Raw genomic sequence first — 16,468 nt, forward strand, 5'->3', positions numbered from 1 at the left:
CGTCCGGCCACCCCCGCGTCCGCTCACCGGCTCACTTCGGCGGCGGGGCCACCAGGCAGGTCGCGGTCGAGGTGTTCCCGGCGTCGTCGACGCCGGTGATCGCCGCGTCGCCGCGCAGCGTGACCTTGTAGTCGATGTCGCCGGTGCCGTCCTTGACCCGGGACTGCGCCCCCGGCGCCTGCACCAGCTTGATCTTCGTGCCGGCGGGGAACGGCCCGAACTTCACCGACGGATCGGCGGCGTCCCCGATGTACACGTCCACCTTCGTGTCCACCACGTCGGTGGCGGTCAGCTGGTAGAACCCGTCCGGGTTGTAGGAGCCCGGAACGTTTCCGCCGCTCGGGTTGTTCGTCGGCACGCACCGCGTGGTCGGGGCGGTGGTGTCCACCACCCGCATCACCGCGGTGTCGCTGCCGGTGTTGCCGGCCGCGTCGGTGGCGGTGCAGGTGACCGTGCTGGCGCCCAGCGGGAAGGTGCTGCCGGGCGGCGGCGCGCACGTCGGGGTCAGCGGCCCGTCGACGTTGTCGGTCGCGCTGGCCGGGTAGTTGATCACCGCGCCGGCGGGGCTGGTCGCCTCGACCGTCCGGTCGTCGACGACCACCGTCGGCGGGGTGACGTCGTTGACCTTCACGCTGATGTGCTCGACGAACTCCGGCCCGCCGGAGAGTCCGTTGAGCAGGAAGTCCACCGTGCAGTGCAGGGTGGCGCCCTGGGCGGCGTTCCCGGCCACCGTGATGGTCTCGGCGAACGGCACGTCGCTGCCGCTCTGCTGGGTCCGCGACGCGGCGTCGAAGCTCACCGACAGGCCCGGGTCGCAGGAGGTCACGCTCGGGGTGACGGTGACGTCCAGGTTCCGCAGCCCGTTCAGGATGGCCGCGGTCACCGTGTCCGGGGCGCTGCCGACGACCTGGCCGCCGGTGGCCGCGGCCACGCTGCTGGCCTGGCCGGCGGCGTCCAGCCCGCCGCCCCCGCCGCTGACGTTGACGGCGAGCAGCCGGGCGGCGTCGGCCTGCAGCGCGGCGGTGGCCTGCGCGAGGGTGTGTCCGGCGCTGGGGTCGTGGCTGGGAGCGTCACCGACCAGCACCACGATCCGGCTGCTGCCCGACCGGTAGGCGATCGCGCCGTCGGAGACCTGGAACAGGGCGTTCACCCACGCCTCCGGGGTGTCGCCACCGCCGCCGGCGGCCAGCCCGTCCACGGCGGTCTGCAGGGCGGTGGCGTCGGCGGTGAGGTCCTGCCGGACCCGGAACAGCTCCGGCCCGTCACCCTCGTCCCGGTAGGAGGCGACCGCGAACTCGGCGCTGGGCTGTGCGGTGCGGACGTTGGTGATCACCTGCTGGAGGTTGGTCCGGACGTTGGCGATCGCCGGGCCCATGCTGCCGGTCGTGTCGACCAGCAGCACCACGTCGGGCTTCGGCGGGATCGGCGGCGTCGAGACCACCTTGCTGATCGGGATCGTCGCGCCCGGATCGGCGGACCGGTCCACCGTGCCCGGGTCGACCCCCGGGGCCGCCCAGGCGGGGGCCGCCACCGCGGTCACCATCGCGGCCACGGCGGCGACGGTCACCCCCCTGGCGCGCCCGCGGGCCACTGCTGTCAAACCCATCGTGTCTCCTTCGACTCCGCCGCGCCCGCCCCGGACGCGGCCTCGAAGCAGACGCTAGGGGCCCGGCCGACCCCGGCCGGTCCGACACATGCCCAGGTCAGCGTCGGGTTGTTGACCCGGCGTGGCGGCTGGACAGGGCAGACTGGCCGGCCGCGCCGTCACGGGCGGCGGCGCAGCGCGCACTCGGTGAAGTCGGCGACCCGGGTGAAACCGAGCCGCTCGTAGAGGCGCACGGCGGCGGTGTTGTCGGCCCGGACGTTGAGCGTCACATGCTCGACGCGGGTCCGCAGCCGGGCGCAGAGCGCGGCCACGGCGGCGCCGGCCAGGCCGCGGCCGCGGGCCCGTGGGTGGGTGGTGACGTTGCCCAGGGCGGCCACCCGCCAGGTGGGGGACCAGACGTGCACCCCGGCGACGGTGACCAGCTCGCCGGCCTCCCGGATCCCCACGTACTGGCCGGTGTCCAGCATCCGCGGGTCGAACCAGTTGCCCGGATAGGCGACCGCGTAGAGGTCGAGCAGCGCCGGCAGGTCGGACCGGTCGAGCACCTCCCCGGCGGCGGTGGCCCGGGCCAGCCGGTCCGGGTCGGTCAACGCCATCCGGTGGTGCACGGCGGCGTCGGACACCTCGTACCAGCGGGCGACGGTGGCGTCCAGACCGGGGGAGAGGTGCGCCCAGAGCCGGGCCGGCAGCACCGGCGCGAGCTCGCCCAGCAGCGCCGCCAGCTCCCCGGTCCGCTCCGGTGTGGTGAACGCCAGCAGCGTCGGCAGGTCGACGCCGTGGTAGAGCAACGCCACCTGGTCGCCCCGGCGGTACCACGACGTGTAGGGCCAGAAGAAGTCGTCCAGGTCGCCCAGCTGGTAGGCGTGCAGCACGGGGTCCCGGCCCAGCAGGTCGGCCAGGACGGTCCGGTCGTGTTCGGCGCGTACGGGCATCCGCCGATGATCACACGGCGGCGGTCAGCAGCCGCCGGGGCGTCCCGTCTCGGCGGGCAGGTGGTCGTGGGCCCAGCGGGCCAGGGCGTCCAGGGCCGGCAGCAGGGCGGCTCCCCGGTCGGTGAGCTGGTAGCTGACCCCCACCGGCGGCCCCTCCCGCACCGTGCGGGAGACCAGGCCCACCCGGCACAGCTCACCGAGCCGGTCGGACAGCACCGACTCGCTGATCCCGGGCAGCGCCCGGGCCAGCTCCGCGAAGCCGGCGGGCCCGTTGGCGAGGGTGCCCAGCAGCACCCCGTTCCACCGCTTGCCGAGGAACGCGAAGGCCCGGGCCAACCCCCCGTCGCAGGAACGGGGCGTGTGCTCCACCTGGGGCCTCGTCGTCATGCCCTCAGGATACGCGCTACGCTCGCCCGGCAAGGCACTACTAAAAAGCTAGCTGCTTCCGGGCATGGAGTAGCACCGCTGAAGCGAGGACCCATGAGTGACCTGATCACCCTGCACCCCGAGGCGCAGGCCCTGCTGTTCACCGACGCCCGCACCGCCAACACGTTCACCGACGAACCGGTCAGCGACACGCAGCTGCGCACCATCCACGAGCTCGCCAAGTACCCGCCCACCGCCGCCAACACCCAGCCGCTGCGGGTGCTGTTCCTCCGCGACGGCGAGCCCCGCGAACGGCTGCTCACCCACATGAACGAGGGCAACCGCGCCAAGACCGCCACCGCGCCGGTCGTCGCCGTCCTCGCCGCCGACACCGACTTCCACGAGTTCGTCCCGCGGGTCTTCCCGATCCGCCCGCAGATGCGCGACGCCCTCGCCGAGGACCCCGCCGGCCGCGAGCAGATGGCCCGGTTCAACGCCACCCTGCAGATCGGCTACTGGCTGCTCGCCGTCCGCGCCGCCGGCCTGGCCGCCGGCCCGATGGGCGGCTTCGACGCCGCCGGCGTCGACAAGGAGTTCTTCGCCGACAGCAGTTGGCGGTCCCTGCTCGTGGTCAACATCGGCAAGCCCGGCCCGGACGCCTGGTTCCCCCGGCTGCCCCGCCTCGACTACGACGAGGTCGTCCGGCACGCCTGAGCCGACGTGGTGGCGGGCCGGCTCAGCCGGCCCGCCACTGGTCGTAGCCCAGCTTCGCCACCAGGGCCAGCACCACCACCAGCAGCACCACCCGGACGAAACCGGCGCCGCGCCGCAGCGCCATCCGCGCGCCCAGCGCGGCACCGGCGACGTTGCACACCGCCATCGCCGCCCCGAGCAGCCACCACACGTGCCCGGTGGCCGCGAACACCACCAGCGCGCCCAGGTTGGTGCCCGCGTTGACCACCTTCGCCATCGCCGAACCCTGCACGAAGTCCGCGCCGATCAGCGCGGTGAACGCCAACACCAGGAACGTGCCCGTGCCCGGGCCGATCAGGCCGTCGTAGAGGGCGATGCCTACCCCGGCCACCGCCACCGCGGCCGTCACCCGCGCCGGCGTACGCCGATGCGGGTACGACACCACGCCCAGCCGCGGCCGGGTCAGCACGAACACCGCCACCGCGAGCAGCACCACCAGCACCACCGGCCGGTACGCGCCCGCCGGGACCGCCCCGGCCAGCGCCGCGCCCAGCCCGGCGGTCAGCACGGCCAGCCCGGCCGCCGGCCCGGCCACCGCCCAGTCCAGCTTGGTGCGCCGCGCGTACGTCATCGCCGCGGTGGAGGTGCCGAAGATCGCGGCCAGCTTGTTGGTGCCCAACGCCGTGGCCACCGGCACGCCCGGCGCGGCCACCAGCAGCGCCGGCAGCAGCAACAACCCGCCACCGCCGACCACCGCGTCCACCCAGCCCGCCAGGGCCGCCGCGGTCAGCAGGGTGGTCAACGACAGAGGGTCCACGGGCGGCCATTCTTCCCACCGCCGCCGCCCCGACGAGAGCCGCTGTGGCCAGGCTCACCGCCGGCTCAGCGACCCCGGCGCCGCCGCAACCACAGGCCCACCGACGCCACCGCCACGAACACCAGGATCGAACAGACCAACGCCTTCAGCACCGGGCAAGCCTGCCACGGCGACGTAGGGTGTGCAGGTGCGCCTGGCCACGTTCAATCTGCTGCACGGCCGGTCCCTCACCGACGGACTCGTCGACCCCGACCGGCTCGCCGCCGCCGTCACCGCACTCGACGCCGACGTCCTCGCCCTGCAGGAGGTCGACCGCGACCAGTCCCGCAGCGGCAAGCTCGACCTCACCGCCATCGCCGCCCGCGCCCTCGACGCCCCCGAGCACCGGTTCGCCGCCGCCGTCGTCGGCACCCCCGGCGAAGCGTTCCGCCCGCTGACCCACGACGACGACGGCCACGGCGAACCCTGCTACGGGGTGGGGCTGGTCAGCCGCCACCCGGTCCGCTCCTGGCAGGTCACCCGGCTGCGCCCGGCCCCCGTACGCTCCCCGGTCTACGTTCCCGGGCCCGGCGGCGGGCTGGTGCTGCTGCGCGACGAACCCCGGGTGGTCCTCGCCGCCGTGCTGGACACCCCGTACGGGCCGCTCACCGTCGCGGCCACCCACCTGTCGTTCGTCCCCGGCTGGAACGTGCTGCAACTGCGCCGCGTCGTGCGGGCGCTGCGCACCCTGCCCGCCCCGCGGATCCTGCTCGGCGACCTGAACCTGCCCGCCGGCCCCGCCGCCCTGCTGTCCCGGTGGCGTCCCCTCGGGCGGCGACCCACCTACCCGGCCGGGCAGCCCCGCGTCCAACTCGACCACATCCTCGCCGACCGGCAGGGCCGGGACCGGTTGCCGCCCGTCACCGCCGTCGACACCCCGCTGTCCACCATCTCCGACCACCGGCCGCTGCTGGTCGACCTCGGCTGAGGCGTGCCGGGCACCCCTACCGTCGGGGAGGCGCGCGGCGCGACGGAACAACCAAACCCGTCCGGCCGCCCGGCGCCCGTGATAGCGATGGGACGTCGAGGGGAGGGGCCAGCCATGTCGCTGACCGGCCTGCCGCTGCTCATCACGATCGGGGTCATCGCCGCCGGCGCCGCCGTCGGCACCGCCCGCACCTGGCGCCGCCACGGCCGCTGGCAGGCCCTCACCCGACCCGTCGCCGTCCTGCTCACCGAGGTCCTCGCCCTGCTGGCCGTCGGCCTCGCCGTCAACCGCGCCGAAGGGTTCTATCCCACCTGGGGCGACCTGCTGCCCGCCGGCGTCGCCCGCCACGACACCGACCCCACCCGGCCCGGGCGCCTCGACCGCTGGATCAACAGCCGGGCCGGCGCGGCCCCCACCACCCCGGTCGCCTTCCCGTGGCACCCGCCGCGCGGCGGTCGCTGGCCGGTCACCGCCACCCCCACCGTGGTCGTACCCGCCGACTACCCGCAGCACCCCACCCGCCGGTACCCGGTGATCGCCGTCCTGGCCGACCACACCACCGGCGCCGGGGAGGCCACCGCCGCCCGCACGGTCCAGGCCGACACCGGACCGGTGATCGTCGTCTTCACCCACCTACGGCCCACCGCCGCCCCGACCGTCCTCACCGAGGCCCTGCCCGCCGGCCTCGCCCGCGACCTGCGGGTCACCAGCCACAGCTGGGCGCTGATCGCCCCGGCCGACCTGGCCGGGCTCGCCGGGGCCGTGGTCCGCGCCGCACCCACCCGCTATCCCGCCCTCGCCCTCGTCGACGACGCGCCGGAACCCGGCGGCGTCGCCGTGCCGGCCGACCTGCCCGCCACGGAGACCGTCGCCGTCATCGGCGCGGCCACCCACCAGCTGCCCACCGCGCTGCGCTGGGCCTGCCGGCAGACGCCCGCGCCCCTGGGCGGGCCCGCGCCGCTGATCCCGCCGCCCCCGCAGGCCGGCTCCCCGACCGGCGGACGGTGACCGTGGCCCCCGACAGCCTCGCCGCCGCGCTCACCGCCACCAGCGTCGCGGTGGCCGCCGCCGTGCTGCTGTCCGCGCTCTGGGACCGCGGCGCCGGGGCCCGCCGCGTCGCCGGGCGCGCCGCCACGGCGCTGCTGTGCCTGCTCACCGCCGTCGCCGCCGCCGGGATCTGGGTCAACCGGCAGGTCGACACCTGGACCAGCTGGTCGGCGCTGCTCGGCCGCGACCCCGCCGCCGCCGACGCCGCCGCACCCGCCGCCGGCCCCGGCGGGGGACGGGTCGTCACCCTCACCGTCGCCGGCGCCGCCAGCGGCCTCACCCTCCACGTCGCCGCCTACCTGCCCGCCGCCTACGACCGGCAGCCCACCGAACGGTTCCCCGTCGTCGAGGCGCTGCACGGCTACCCCGGCTCACCCGCCGCCTGGCTCAACCGCCTCGCCGCCGCCCGGCACCTCGACCAGGAGATCAACGCGGGCCGGATGGCGCCCACCGTCGTGCTGTTCCCCCCGCAGACCCCCAGCCCGCTGCTGGACACCGAATGCACCAACCTGGTTCACGGGCCGCAGGCGGAGACGTTCCTCACCGTCGACGTGCCGGCGGCCGCCGCGGCCCAGCTGCGGGTGCGCACCGACCGGGCCGGCTGGGGGCTGATCGGCTACTCCGCCGGCGGCTACTGCGCCACCAACCTGGCCCTGCGCCACCCCGACCGGTACGCCGCCGCCGCCAGCCTCTCCGGCTACGCCGACCCCGGCATCACCGTCGGCGACGGCAGTGAACACACCCTCAACGACGACCGGTGGCGGCTGCGGCACCTGCCCCCACCGGCCGTCGCCCTCTACCTGTCCAGCGGCCGCGCCGACCGCAAGGCCCACCACGACGCCGAGACACTGCGCTGCCTGGCTCGGGCGCCGCTGGCCGTCACCACCGCCTACGTCGACGGGGGCGGCCACAGCATGTCCGTCTGGGAAGCCGCCGAGGATCCCGCGTTCGACTGGCTCTCCGGCTGGCTGGGCCGCCCCGTCCCCGCCACCTGACGCCGGCGGCGTCAGGCCATCCCGGCCGCCCGCTGCGCCGCCCGGACCGCGTTGCGGAACAGCATCGCCACCGTCGTCGGGCCCACCCCGCCGACCCGCGGCGTGATCGCCCCCGCCACCGCGGCGCACGACTCGTCGACGTCCGGCAGCAGGCGCCGCCCCTCGTACCGCACGCCGCCGCCGACCACCACCGCGCCCGGGCGCACGTGCTCCGGCTGGATGATGCCCGGCACGCCCGCCGCCGCCACCAGGATCTCCGCCCGCCGCGTGTAGCGGGGCCAGTCCGGCACCCCGGTGTGCACCACCGTCACCGCCGCGTTGGCCGTGGGGCGCTTCTGCGCCAGCAGCATCGCCAGCGGCCGGCCCAACGTGGCGCCCCGGCCCAGGATCACCACCTCACGGCCCGACACCGGCACCCCGTGGTACGCCAGCAGCGCCTCGATGCCCGCCGGCGTGCACGGCAGCGGACCCGGCAGGCCCAACGCCAGCCGGCCCATGTTCACCGGATGCATCCCGTCGACGTCCTTGTCCGGGTCGAGGACCTGCAACGCCCGGTCGTAGTCCAGGTGCCCCGGGATCGGATGCTGCACCAGCACCCCGTGCACGTCCTTGTCGGCGTTGAAGTCCGCCAGCACCGCGTGCAGGTCCGCCTGCGACGCCGAGGCGGACAGGTGCACGTGCGGAGAGACGAACCCCAGCTCCGCCGCCTGCCGCTGCTTGATCCGGATGTAGCCGGCGCTGGCGTCGTCGTCGCCCACCAGGACGGTCGCCAGAGCCGGGGTCACGCCGGCGGCGCGCAGCGCCTGCACGGCCTCGGTGACCTCCGCCAGCACCTGGTCCGCCACCGGTTTGCCGGACAGGATCCGGGCGGTCGTTTCCACAGAAGACATGGCTCACCTCGCCCGCGGAGGCCCAGGCGGTCGACCCCCGCGACGAGCTCCCCGATGGTTGCTGCCATCCCCGTGCCGCCAGTCGCGTCCACGCTCAGCCTGCCACATCCCACCCGCCGAGCGCACGCGACACCTCCCACCAGCCGGGCAGGGCCGCCAGCACCTCGTCGGCCCGCCGCCGCCGGTCGGCCGCCGAGGCCACTCCCAGGTCCGCCACCGCCGCCTCGAACGCCGGCCGCAACGCCGCCTCCCGCGCCGGCGCGTCCGCGGCCAGGATCGTGTGGCAGCGGGCGTACGTCGCCACGATCCAGAACATCGCCTCCCGGTGCGCGCCCGCCGCGACCAGCTCCGCGCCGCCGTCCACCACCACCGGCCGGGCCGCCGGCGTGATGTCCGCACGGAAGACGAACGGCGTACGTGCCACGCGCGCCGCCTCGTCGAACGTCCGCGCCAGCCCCGCCAGATGCTCCCGCACCCGGGCGGGGGACACGCCACCGCCCTCCAGCCAGCCGAGCAGTTCCCGGTATCGGTCGGACAGCCCGTGCCCGGCCAGCACCTGCCGGGCCAGCACGTACCGGCGGCGGACCGTCGGGTCCCGCCGTGCCGCCACCACCGGCAGCAGCGCCGTCAGCGACGTGGGAAACAACCACGCGGTCACCTGGGTGTGCAGCGGCGCGGTGTCGTCCAGCCGCCGGAGGCCGTCCTCGACGCGCCGGCGTACCCCGGCGCACCGCCGCCGCACCCACCCCGGGTCGGGGAACCTGGCCGCCACCCGATCCCGGATCGCCGCCAGCCGGCCCGTGGGGTCCGCGATCACGGTGTCGGTGCGGAACATCGGCGCGTACACCCACGAACCGAGCACGTCGTCGGCCGACCCGAGGTCCGCCCAGGTCAGCTCGGTTACCTCCAGCAGCACCCCGCGATGGCGGAACTTGCCCAGCTTCCCGCCCGGCTCGTCGCGCACCAGCAGGACGTCCACGTCGGACGACGCGGGCAGCACCGCCTCGTCCGGCAGCGCCACCGTGGAGCCGCTGAAGAACGCGCCCCGCACGGCCAGGTCGTGGCGCATCCGCTCGCGTACCCAGTCGACCGCCACCGCCTTCGCCGCACCCACCCGCATCGGGCCATGCTGCCACGGCGGCGGCCGGTGGCTACGCCCCGTCGAGAGGGAACTCGTCGAACAGCACCACCCGGGCGGCCGGATCGACGGTGTCGAAGCGATACGAGCGGACCAGTCCGTCGGCGGTGTCCAGCAGCGTGAACACGGTGATCTCGTTGCTCGCCACGTAGGGCAGGGCGGTGCCGTCCGGCCCGGCCAGCGGCGCGACGGTGGGCACGACCGGGGCCAACCCACCCGGGTCGCCCTGCTGGACGTACCCGTGCGGCAGCTCACGCGACCGGCCGGACGTGACGTCGTAGGCGCCGTAGCTGTTGCCGACGTTGGAGGTCTCCAGCCAGTGCACCCCGGCCGGGTTGCGGAACCGGTTCCACACGTGTGAGTGTCCGTTGAGGACCAGGTGGACCTGCGCCGCGCTGAGCAGCGGCTCGACGTCGCGCAGGATGTGGTCGTCGCCGAGCGGGTAGTGGTAGGTGACCTCACCCGGGCGCACCGTCGGCACCGGGTCGGTGAACGGCGGTGCGGAGTGGTGACCGAGCCCGTGGCTCGGGTGGTGGAACATCACCACCCGGTACCGGGCCGCCCGGGCCGCGGGCGACGCCAGGTCGTTCGCCAGCCAGCGGTACTGCGCCGAGCCGCGGGCGATCGGTGCGAAGATGAACTGGCCGTGCCCCCACCGTTGTGGGCGGTCGACGTCCTGGGCGGCCTCCTGGAACTTGCCCCGCCCGATCGGCTTCGGCGAACGCCACACCGCCGTGGCGAACAGGCTGATCAGATGGACGTCGCCGATCGTCCGTGACCACCAGCGCGGCCCGCCCGCGTCGCTGCGCGGCACCGGAAACAGCTCCCCGTAGGTGGTGACGTCCCAGTCGTCGGGCCGGGCGTCGTTGAACTGCTCCTCCAGCGAGCCGGTATCCGACCAGCGCCCCATGACCTCGTGGTTGCCGATGGCCGGGTACAGCGGGGTGTTCGGCAGGATCGGCGCACCCGGCCAGCGGCCGGTCGCCCGGCCGGCGAAGCTGGCGAAGAAGGCCGGCCGGCGGGCGCTGTCGAACCAGTCGCTGGCCCGGTCCGCGACGTTGACCATGTCACCGGCCATCAGCACGCCGTCCAGCGCGGTGCCGGCCGTCTCCCCGACCTTGGCCAGGTTCGCCGGGACCATCGGCATGAGCTGGTGATCGCTGGTCAGCAGCAGCCGGACCGGTCGCCCCGGCGGCACCGCCGGCGCCAGACGGTAGGTGGCCGTGACGCCCACCCGGCCGTCGTCGTCGATCGACACGACCCGGTACGGCGTGCGTCCGGCCGGCAGTCCGCCGACTCTGGCCAACTGCCGGTACACCGAGCGCCGGGTCACCCCGGCGTACGTCCGGCCCGGCACCGACGATTCGGCGTCCTCCCGCATCCGCGACAGGGGCCAGGTCTCGGCGCGGAACCGCCGCCACCCGCCACCGGACTCGGCGGGGCCGGTCGCGGCGGCGTACGCCTCCTGCTCGGTCATCTCCGGCACGTCCCCACCGACCAGGACGACCTGGCACCGGCCAGCGCGCTCGGTGTGCCAGAGCACATGGATCCCGTCCGGCTGCGGGTCGAGCAGGTACGGCTCGCACAGCAACGTCACCGCACGAGTATGCGGGCCGCCCGCGACGCGCCGCCGCCCGGTGGATCCATCGCCGGCGCCGACTCGGCGGCCACCGTCCTGGATGGGAGGGTGGCGCCGCCACAGCACCCGCGGGACCCATGCCGCCCCGACGATATGAAAACGACAACCGGTACCAACTATGCTCCGGGCCGTCCCCGAAGTTGAGGAAGGCCCATGCCCGTACCGTTCCGACGCACCGCCGCCATCTCATCCGCGCTCGTCACCCTCGCCGCCGCCGGCTGCCTCGCCGGCCCCACCCCGAACGACACCACCGGGCAGCGGCTGCGCGTCGTGATGCTGCTGCCACCGCGCGCCGCGCTGTCCCCGCTCAGCGACGACGCCTTCAAACTCTCCCGCCTCGGCATCGCCGAAGCACTCACCACCCTCGACACCGACGGCACACCCCAGCCCGCCCTGGCCCTGACCTGGTCCCGCACCGACGACCGGACCTGGCGGTTCACCCTGCGCGACGGCGTGCGGTTCCACGACGGCACTACCCTGAACGCCGAACGCGCCGCCCACTCCATCACCCGGGCAGCGACCGCCCGACCGAAACCACGCATCCTCGACGGCATCGACCTCACCGTCACCCCCGACGGACCAGCCACGCTCGTGGTGCGCACCGACACACCGGATCCGCTGCTGCCGCAGCGCCTGTCCAGCCCACAACTGTCCATCCTGGCCGCCAAGGCGTACACCGGCGACCCGCGGCAAGCCGGCACCGGCCCGTTCGTACTCACCCACCTCAACGGCACGCAGGGCGCGACCCTGGACCGCTTCACCGGACACTGGGCCGGGCCGGCCACCGCGCCCGGCATCGACGTGTCCTTCGTCCCGGACGGCACCGCCCGCACCGCCGCGCTGCGCACCGGCACCGCCGACATCGTCGAGGCGGTACCCGCCGCCCAGGCCACGCTGCTCCCCGGCGACACCTACCGCGAGGTGGCGATGCCCCGCACCAACACCCTCTACCTCAACACCCGACACGGACCCTTCACCGACCCCGCCGTCCGCGCCGCCGCCCGCGCCGCGATCCACCGCGACGACCTCGTCCACGGGGTGTACGAAAACCGCGCCGACCCCGCCGTCGGGCTGCTCGGACCGGCACTGCCCTGGACGGCCGACCGGCCCGCCCGCGCCCAGCACCCCGCCACCCCCGCAGCCGGCCGGAAGATCGTGCTCGCCACCTTCAGCGACCGCCCCGAACTGCCCGAAGTCGCCACCACCCTCGCCCAGCACCTGCAGGCCGCCGGCTTCACCGTCCAGCAGGTGGTCCGCGAATACGCCCACATCGAGGCCGACGCGCTCGCCGGCCGCTTCGACGCGTTCGTCCTCTCCCGCGCCACCATGCTCGACTCCGGCGACCCCGTCGCCTACCTGACCAGCGACTTCACCTGCCACGGCGGCTTCAACATCGCCCAACTGTGCGACCCCGCCGTCGACCGGGCCGTCGCCCGGGCCGGCGCGGAGGCCGACCTCACCACCCGCCGCGCCCGGATCCTCGCCGCCGAGAAGACCATCCTGGAGACCGACGCCGCCGTGCCGCTGCTGCACGAACGCGTCATCCAGGGCAACCGGCCCGGCGTCGTCGACGCGGTGTTCGACCCCCGGGAGCGACTGCTCGTCGGCCGCACCACCCGCGTCACCCGATGACCACCCGCCCGGCGCTGACCGCCGCCTCCCGACTCGCCGCGGCCGCCACACTCCTGGCGCTGCTCAGCGTGCTGCCCTGGCTGTCCGGCCGGGACCCCGCCCGCAGCATCCTCCGCGCCCAGTACGGCGAACGCGAACCCGACCCCGCCGCGCTCACCGCGATCCGCGACCGGCTGCACCTCGACGACGGCCCGCTGACGCTGTCCCGCCGCTGGCTCACCGGACTCACCCACGGCGACCTGGGCACCTCGTGGGTGTCCGGCCACCCCGTCGCCCCCACCGTGTGGCAGGCCCTCGCGGTGTCGCTGACCCTCATGGGCGCCGCCCTCGCCGTCGCGCTCACCGTCGCCGCCCTGCTCACCGGCCGCCGCCTCAGGCACGCACACACCCGACCCCGCCCCGGCGGCACCGGCGCCGCCCTCGCCGCCGTACCCGAATTCCTACTCGGCACGCTCCTGCTGCTCACCGGGGCGGTCTGGCTGCGGTGGCTGCCGCCGTTCGGCTGGTCGACCCCCGCACACCTCGTACTGCCCGCCCTCGCCCTCGGCATCCCCGCCGGCGGGCTGCTCGGCCGGCTCGCCGACGACGCCCTGCCCGGGGCCTACCGGGAACCGTGGGCACGCACCTGGCGTGCCGCCGGCCTGCCCTGGCGGGCCCTCGCCCACGGCGCCCTACGCCGCTGCCTGCCCCCACTGTTCCCGCAACTCGCCCTCGTCGTCGTCGGGCTGATCGGCGGCGCCGTCGCCGTGGAACTCCTCTTCGCGATCCCCGGACTGGGCCGCGTCGCGCTCGGCGCCGCCACCGCCCAGGACCTGCCCCTGCTCCAAGGCGCCGTACTGATGCTGCTCGCCGTCGCCACCACGGCCGGTGCGCTCGCCGCCACGGCCCACCGGCTGGCCCTCGGACCGGCCCGCACCGCCGCGGCGATCGCCGCACCACCGCCACCGGACCCGCCCACCCACCACCGCGCCTGGCTACTGCCGGCCATACTCGGTGGCCTGCTCGTGGCAACCACCCTCGCCGGGCTCACCGGCGACCCGACCACCGTCGACCTGAACCTCCGCCTCGCCCGGCCCACCCTCGACGCCCCGTTCGGCCACGACGCGCTCGGCCGCGACATCCTCGCCCGCCTCGGCCACGGCGCACTGCACACCCTCGGCACCGCCACCGCCGTCAGCGCCGTCGCCCTCCTCACCGGCCTGGCCGCCGGACTGCTGCCACGACTGTCCACCGGCGCCGTCGAGGTCGCCAACACCCTGCCGCCCGTGATCGCCGGGCTGCTGGTCGCGGCCGCCCTCGGGCCGAGCACCGCCGGCGCCGCCATCGCGGTCGCCACCACCGCCTGGGCACCACTGGCCGCCCACACCGCAGCCCTCGTCCAGGAGGAACGCGCCAGCGGCCACGTACAGGCCAGCCGGATGCTCGGCGCCAGCCCCACCCGCATCCTCCGCACCCACGTGCTGCCCGGAGTGCTGCCCGCCGTCACCCGACACGCCGTCCTGCGACTACCCGGGACCGCGCTGGCGATCGCCTCCCTCAGCTTCGTCGGACTCGGCGCCCAGCCACCCACCCCGGAATGGGGACTCCTGCTCGCCGAAGCCATGCCATACGTCGAACGTGCCCCCTGGGCCGCACTCGCCCCCGCCACCGCGCTGGCGCTGCTCGGCGCGTTCGCCGTCACCACCGCCACCACCATCGGCACGCACGGGAGCCGGCCCCGCCCCGCCTGGCCATGTCCCGCAGTTGAAGGTTTAGCCGGAATTCACCGGCCGAACAGCGGAAAAGCCTCACAGGGAGGTTCAACGATACGGTTAAAGCCATGACATCCACCGCCGCACCCACCCCGACCGCCGACCAGATCGCCGACCGCATCCTCGCCCTACCCGAGGTCACCGTCGTCGTCGCCGACGAAGCCTCCGGCGCCCCGCCGGCGAGCTGGGGATGGCGCTTCTTCCACGTCGGCGACGACCGCCGCCGACCGTTCGCCACCCTCGGCGAACACGACATGCCCGGCTTCGACGACGACTCCCAGCTCGACCGGCCCGGCGTCTACCGGCTCAACATCGACCTCGGCCGCACCGAGTTCGAACGCCGCTTCGGCTACCCACCCGCCCGGTTCCCCGACCACCGGCCGTCACTCGACGCCACCGTCCTCGACGAGATCCTGCCCCACCCGGTCTACGGCACCCACGGATGGGCGTGCGTGCTCAACCCCGGCGCCGCCAGCCTGACCGAGACCGATCGGCTGCTCGCCCACGCCCACGAGCGGGCGCGGCAACGACACCGCCGCACCCTCGACCGCCGCCACTGACCGGGGTCACGAGGCCGCCTGCCAGTGGTACGTCCACGGCGGTCCCGCGCCGACCACCGGCTCCCGCACGTACAGGCCGTCGCCCACCACGTCGACCTCTCCCGGATGCAACTCGGCCGGCGGGTCCCCGCGATCGTCCAGCTCAACCGTCGCGGTACGCCCGTCGGCCGGCCCACCCACGATCGGGACATCAGCTACCTCTCGCATACGTGCAGCATCACGCCCCAGCCCCCGACGGCACCCCGAACCGGCGAAGCTCACCCGCCCGATCGGGAATCGTCGCCGCGCCCACCCACCAGCACCGCCAACGCGCGATTCGTGCGGTTCGACCGCACCGCCGCCCGCTGCTGACCCGCCGTCACCTCGATGTACGTCTGCGACGACGCCAACGACGCGTGCCCCAGCAACCGCATGATCTCCGCCGCGCTCGCCCCGTCCTCCGCCAACCGCGTCGCGAACGTGTGCCGCAACGCGTGCAGCCGCGCCCCCCGCGGCACCCGGTCACCGATCCCCGCCCGCCGGTAGCAGGACTCCACGAGATACTGCAGGCCACCCCGGCGCAGCGGCTCACCCCGCCGGTCCACCAGCAACGGGGAGTCCGGCCGTACGCTGCGCGCACCGAACCGGCGCCGGCGACTGTCCAGGTAGTCCGCCAGCACCCGATCCACAACCGACTCGATCGGCACCGTCCGGGGGCGGCCGCCCTTGCCCGCCACGTCCACCCGCCGCTCGCCGGGCCGTCCGGCCAACGACGCCACCCGCAACGCCAACAGCTCCGACAGACGCAGGCCCGCGCACAGCGCCAGGGACAGCACCGCGAGGTCGCGCTCGGGCCACGGGTCGCGCTGCCGGCCGTCGTCCCGGGCCACCGCGGCCAGGAGTTCCTCCGGGGTGTCCTCGCCGCGCAGCGGCTTGGGCTGGGGGAGCGGGGTGCGGGGCCGCCCCACCGCCGGCATCGGATTTCCCGGTACGACCCCCTCCGCCACCAGGAAGGTGAAGAAGCTGTTCCAGGTGGACCAGGCCCGGTGTACGGAGGCGGCGGCGCGCGGGGCGGCGAACCGGGCGAATGCCGCCCGCATGACCCGGGGGGAGAGGGCGGTGATCGGCAGTTGATCGAGGGGGAGGGGAGTGGCCTCGTCCTCGCCGACCAGGGCCGCGACGGTGGCGAGGTCCCGCCGGTATGCCGCCAAGGTGTGGGGGGAGGGCTTGCGGGTGGCCCGGGCGGTCAGGAACTCCTCGATCAGTTGCCCTACCGATTCGCCCGGTTTGTCATGCATAAGCCATATTATGCATGATTTTCACGTCCGCGGGCAGGTGGAAACGATGGGGAAGGGGCGCAGATAACGCCAGGTGCCGCCGACGGGCCTTGGAGTCGCTTCGCATGGCGACCCGGCTGCGTCGCGCCGGGCCCGCCCGCCAGCCGGCCAGCCGGTCA

16 protein-coding genes are annotated in these 16,468 nt (G+C 75.0%); 7 read left to right on the plus strand and 9 right to left on the minus strand.

The window, feature by feature from the left end; genetic code table 11:
- Nucleotides 1-31 precede the first annotated feature (31 nt).
- The 3 genes from ACFYML_RS31725 to ACFYML_RS31735 form a co-directional block, all read right to left on the minus strand.
- Nucleotides 32-1,606: a VWA domain-containing protein gene (locus ACFYML_RS31725; RefSeq protein ID WP_387424124.1), complete on the minus strand. Its 1,575-nt coding sequence runs from the start codon at nt 1,604-1,606 to the stop codon at nt 32-34.
- 158 nt (nt 1,607-1,764) lie between these two features.
- A complete protein-coding gene (locus ACFYML_RS31730; RefSeq protein ID WP_387424125.1) occupies nt 1,765-2,538 on the minus strand; it encodes a GNAT family N-acetyltransferase in 774 nt (257 codons plus the stop codon).
- Nucleotides 2,539-2,562: 24 nt separating this feature from the next.
- Nucleotides 2,563-2,925, minus strand: coding sequence for a helix-turn-helix domain-containing protein (locus ACFYML_RS31735; RefSeq protein WP_357438611.1), 363 nt, complete (start codon nt 2,923-2,925; stop codon nt 2,563-2,565).
- A 93-nt stretch (nt 2,926-3,018) separates the two neighbouring features.
- Between ACFYML_RS31735 and ACFYML_RS31740 the strand changes: the two genes are divergently transcribed.
- The gene (locus ACFYML_RS31740; protein ID WP_387424126.1) at nt 3,019-3,618 is read left to right on the plus strand and encodes a malonic semialdehyde reductase; all 600 of its coding nucleotides are present in this window, start codon (nt 3,019-3,021) and stop codon (nt 3,616-3,618) included.
- A gap of 22 nt (nt 3,619-3,640) precedes the next feature.
- Here ACFYML_RS31740 and ACFYML_RS31745 read toward each other — a convergent pair whose 3' ends face one another.
- A complete protein-coding gene (locus ACFYML_RS31745; RefSeq protein ID WP_387424127.1) occupies nt 3,641-4,399 on the minus strand; it encodes a sulfite exporter TauE/SafE family protein in 759 nt (252 codons plus the stop codon).
- 202 nt (nt 4,400-4,601) lie between these two features.
- Between ACFYML_RS31745 and ACFYML_RS31750 the strand changes: the two genes are divergently transcribed.
- From ACFYML_RS31750 to ACFYML_RS31760, 3 genes are all read left to right on the plus strand, one after another.
- On the plus strand, nt 4,602-5,381 hold the full coding sequence (locus ACFYML_RS31750) for an endonuclease/exonuclease/phosphatase family protein (protein ID WP_387424128.1): 780 nt from the start codon (nt 4,602-4,604) through the stop codon (nt 5,379-5,381).
- A gap of 114 nt (nt 5,382-5,495) precedes the next feature.
- Nucleotides 5,496-6,389, plus strand: a complete 894-nt coding sequence (locus ACFYML_RS31755; RefSeq protein WP_387424129.1) for a hypothetical protein — start codon at nt 5,496-5,498, stop codon at nt 6,387-6,389.
- Nucleotides 6,386-7,423 carry an alpha/beta hydrolase gene (locus tag ACFYML_RS31760; RefSeq protein ID WP_387424130.1) on the plus strand — a complete coding sequence of 346 codons (1,038 nt, stop codon included), beginning with the start codon at nt 6,386-6,388 and terminating at the stop codon, nt 7,421-7,423. Before ACFYML_RS31755 ends, ACFYML_RS31760 begins: the two co-directional genes overlap by 4 nt.
- Nucleotides 7,424-7,434: 11 nt before the next feature.
- Here the strand turns inward: ACFYML_RS31760 and ACFYML_RS31765 are convergent, their stop codons facing one another.
- From ACFYML_RS31765 to ACFYML_RS31775, 3 genes are all read right to left on the minus strand, one after another.
- The gene (locus tag ACFYML_RS31765) at nt 7,435-8,313 is read right to left on the minus strand and encodes a bifunctional 5,10-methylenetetrahydrofolate dehydrogenase/5,10-methenyltetrahydrofolate cyclohydrolase (protein ID WP_387424131.1); all 879 of its coding nucleotides are present in this window, start codon (nt 8,311-8,313) and stop codon (nt 7,435-7,437) included.
- A gap of 94 nt (nt 8,314-8,407) precedes the next feature.
- On the minus strand, nt 8,408-9,433 hold the full coding sequence (locus ACFYML_RS31770; protein ID WP_387424132.1) for a hypothetical protein: 1,026 nt from the start codon (nt 9,431-9,433) through the stop codon (nt 8,408-8,410).
- Nucleotides 9,434-9,464: 31 nt separating this feature from the next.
- Nucleotides 9,465-11,048, minus strand: coding sequence for a metallophosphoesterase family protein (locus ACFYML_RS31775; protein WP_387424133.1), 1,584 nt, complete (start codon nt 11,046-11,048; stop codon nt 9,465-9,467).
- Nucleotides 11,049-11,243: 195 nt separating this feature from the next.
- On the opposite strand from ACFYML_RS31775, the gene ACFYML_RS31780 reads away from it, so the two are divergent.
- Genes ACFYML_RS31780 through ACFYML_RS31790 form a run of 3 tightly spaced genes read left to right on the plus strand, consistent with a single transcriptional unit; the run spans nt 11,244 to nt 15,033 of the window.
- Complete coding sequence (locus tag ACFYML_RS31780) at nt 11,244-12,722, plus strand: ABC transporter substrate-binding protein (RefSeq protein ID WP_387424134.1); 1,479 nt, start codon at nt 11,244-11,246, stop codon at nt 12,720-12,722.
- Complete coding sequence (locus ACFYML_RS31785; RefSeq protein ID WP_387424135.1) at nt 12,719-14,545, plus strand: ABC transporter permease subunit; 1,827 nt, start codon at nt 12,719-12,721, stop codon at nt 14,543-14,545. Before ACFYML_RS31780 ends, ACFYML_RS31785 begins: the two co-directional genes overlap by 4 nt.
- Nucleotides 14,542-15,033: a DUF6194 family protein gene (locus tag ACFYML_RS31790; protein WP_387424136.1), complete on the plus strand. Its 492-nt coding sequence runs from the start codon at nt 14,542-14,544 to the stop codon at nt 15,031-15,033. The genes ACFYML_RS31785 and ACFYML_RS31790 overlap by 4 nt, the downstream gene beginning before the upstream one ends.
- A 6-nt stretch (nt 15,034-15,039) precedes the next feature.
- On the opposite strand, the gene ACFYML_RS31795 is transcribed toward ACFYML_RS31790, so the two are convergent.
- Nucleotides 15,040-15,240, minus strand: a complete 201-nt coding sequence (locus ACFYML_RS31795; RefSeq protein ID WP_143193875.1) for a hypothetical protein — start codon at nt 15,238-15,240, stop codon at nt 15,040-15,042.
- A gap of 50 nt (nt 15,241-15,290) precedes the next feature.
- Entirely contained in the window at nt 15,291-16,310 is a 1,020-nt protein-coding gene (locus tag ACFYML_RS31800; protein ID WP_387424137.1) for a tyrosine-type recombinase/integrase, read from the minus strand.
- Nucleotides 16,311-16,468 lie beyond the last annotated feature (158 nt).

This window comes from Micromonospora sp. NPDC007230 (genome assembly GCF_042869115.1).
Taxonomy (GTDB): domain Bacteria; phylum Actinomycetota; class Actinomycetes; order Mycobacteriales; family Micromonosporaceae; genus Micromonospora.

What these genes read in the sequence shown, in the direction of transcription:
- ACFYML_RS31730 (WP_387424125.1), bottom strand. Translation starts at nt 2,538, where the DNA reads ATGCCCGTACGCGCCGAACACGACCGGACCGTCCTGGCCGACCTGCTG.
- ACFYML_RS31795 (WP_143193875.1), bottom strand. Translation starts at nt 15,240, where the DNA reads ATGCGAGAGGTAGCTGATGTCCCGATCGTGGGTGGGCCGGCCGACGGG.
- ACFYML_RS31740 (WP_387424126.1), top strand. Translation starts at nt 3,019, where the DNA reads ATGAGTGACCTGATCACCCTGCACCCCGAGGCGCAGGCCCTGCTGTTC.
- ACFYML_RS31800 (WP_387424137.1), bottom strand. Translation starts at nt 16,310, where the DNA reads ATGCATGACAAACCGGGCGAATCGGTAGGGCAACTGATCGAGGAGTTC.
- ACFYML_RS31735 (WP_357438611.1), bottom strand. Translation starts at nt 2,925, where the DNA reads ATGACGACGAGGCCCCAGGTGGAGCACACGCCCCGTTCCTGCGACGGG.
- ACFYML_RS31765 (WP_387424131.1), bottom strand. Translation starts at nt 8,313, where the DNA reads ATGTCTTCTGTGGAAACGACCGCCCGGATCCTGTCCGGCAAACCGGTG.
- ACFYML_RS31785 (WP_387424135.1), top strand. Translation starts at nt 12,719, where the DNA reads ATGACCACCCGCCCGGCGCTGACCGCCGCCTCCCGACTCGCCGCGGCC.
- ACFYML_RS31790 (WP_387424136.1), top strand. Translation starts at nt 14,542, where the DNA reads ATGACATCCACCGCCGCACCCACCCCGACCGCCGACCAGATCGCCGAC.
- ACFYML_RS31725 (WP_387424124.1), bottom strand. Translation starts at nt 1,606, where the DNA reads ATGGGTTTGACAGCAGTGGCCCGCGGGCGCGCCAGGGGGGTGACCGTC.
- ACFYML_RS31755 (WP_387424129.1), top strand. Translation starts at nt 5,496, where the DNA reads ATGTCGCTGACCGGCCTGCCGCTGCTCATCACGATCGGGGTCATCGCC.
- ACFYML_RS31780 (WP_387424134.1), top strand. Translation starts at nt 11,244, where the DNA reads ATGCCCGTACCGTTCCGACGCACCGCCGCCATCTCATCCGCGCTCGTC.
- ACFYML_RS31770 (WP_387424132.1), bottom strand. Translation starts at nt 9,433, where the DNA reads ATGCGGGTGGGTGCGGCGAAGGCGGTGGCGGTCGACTGGGTACGCGAG.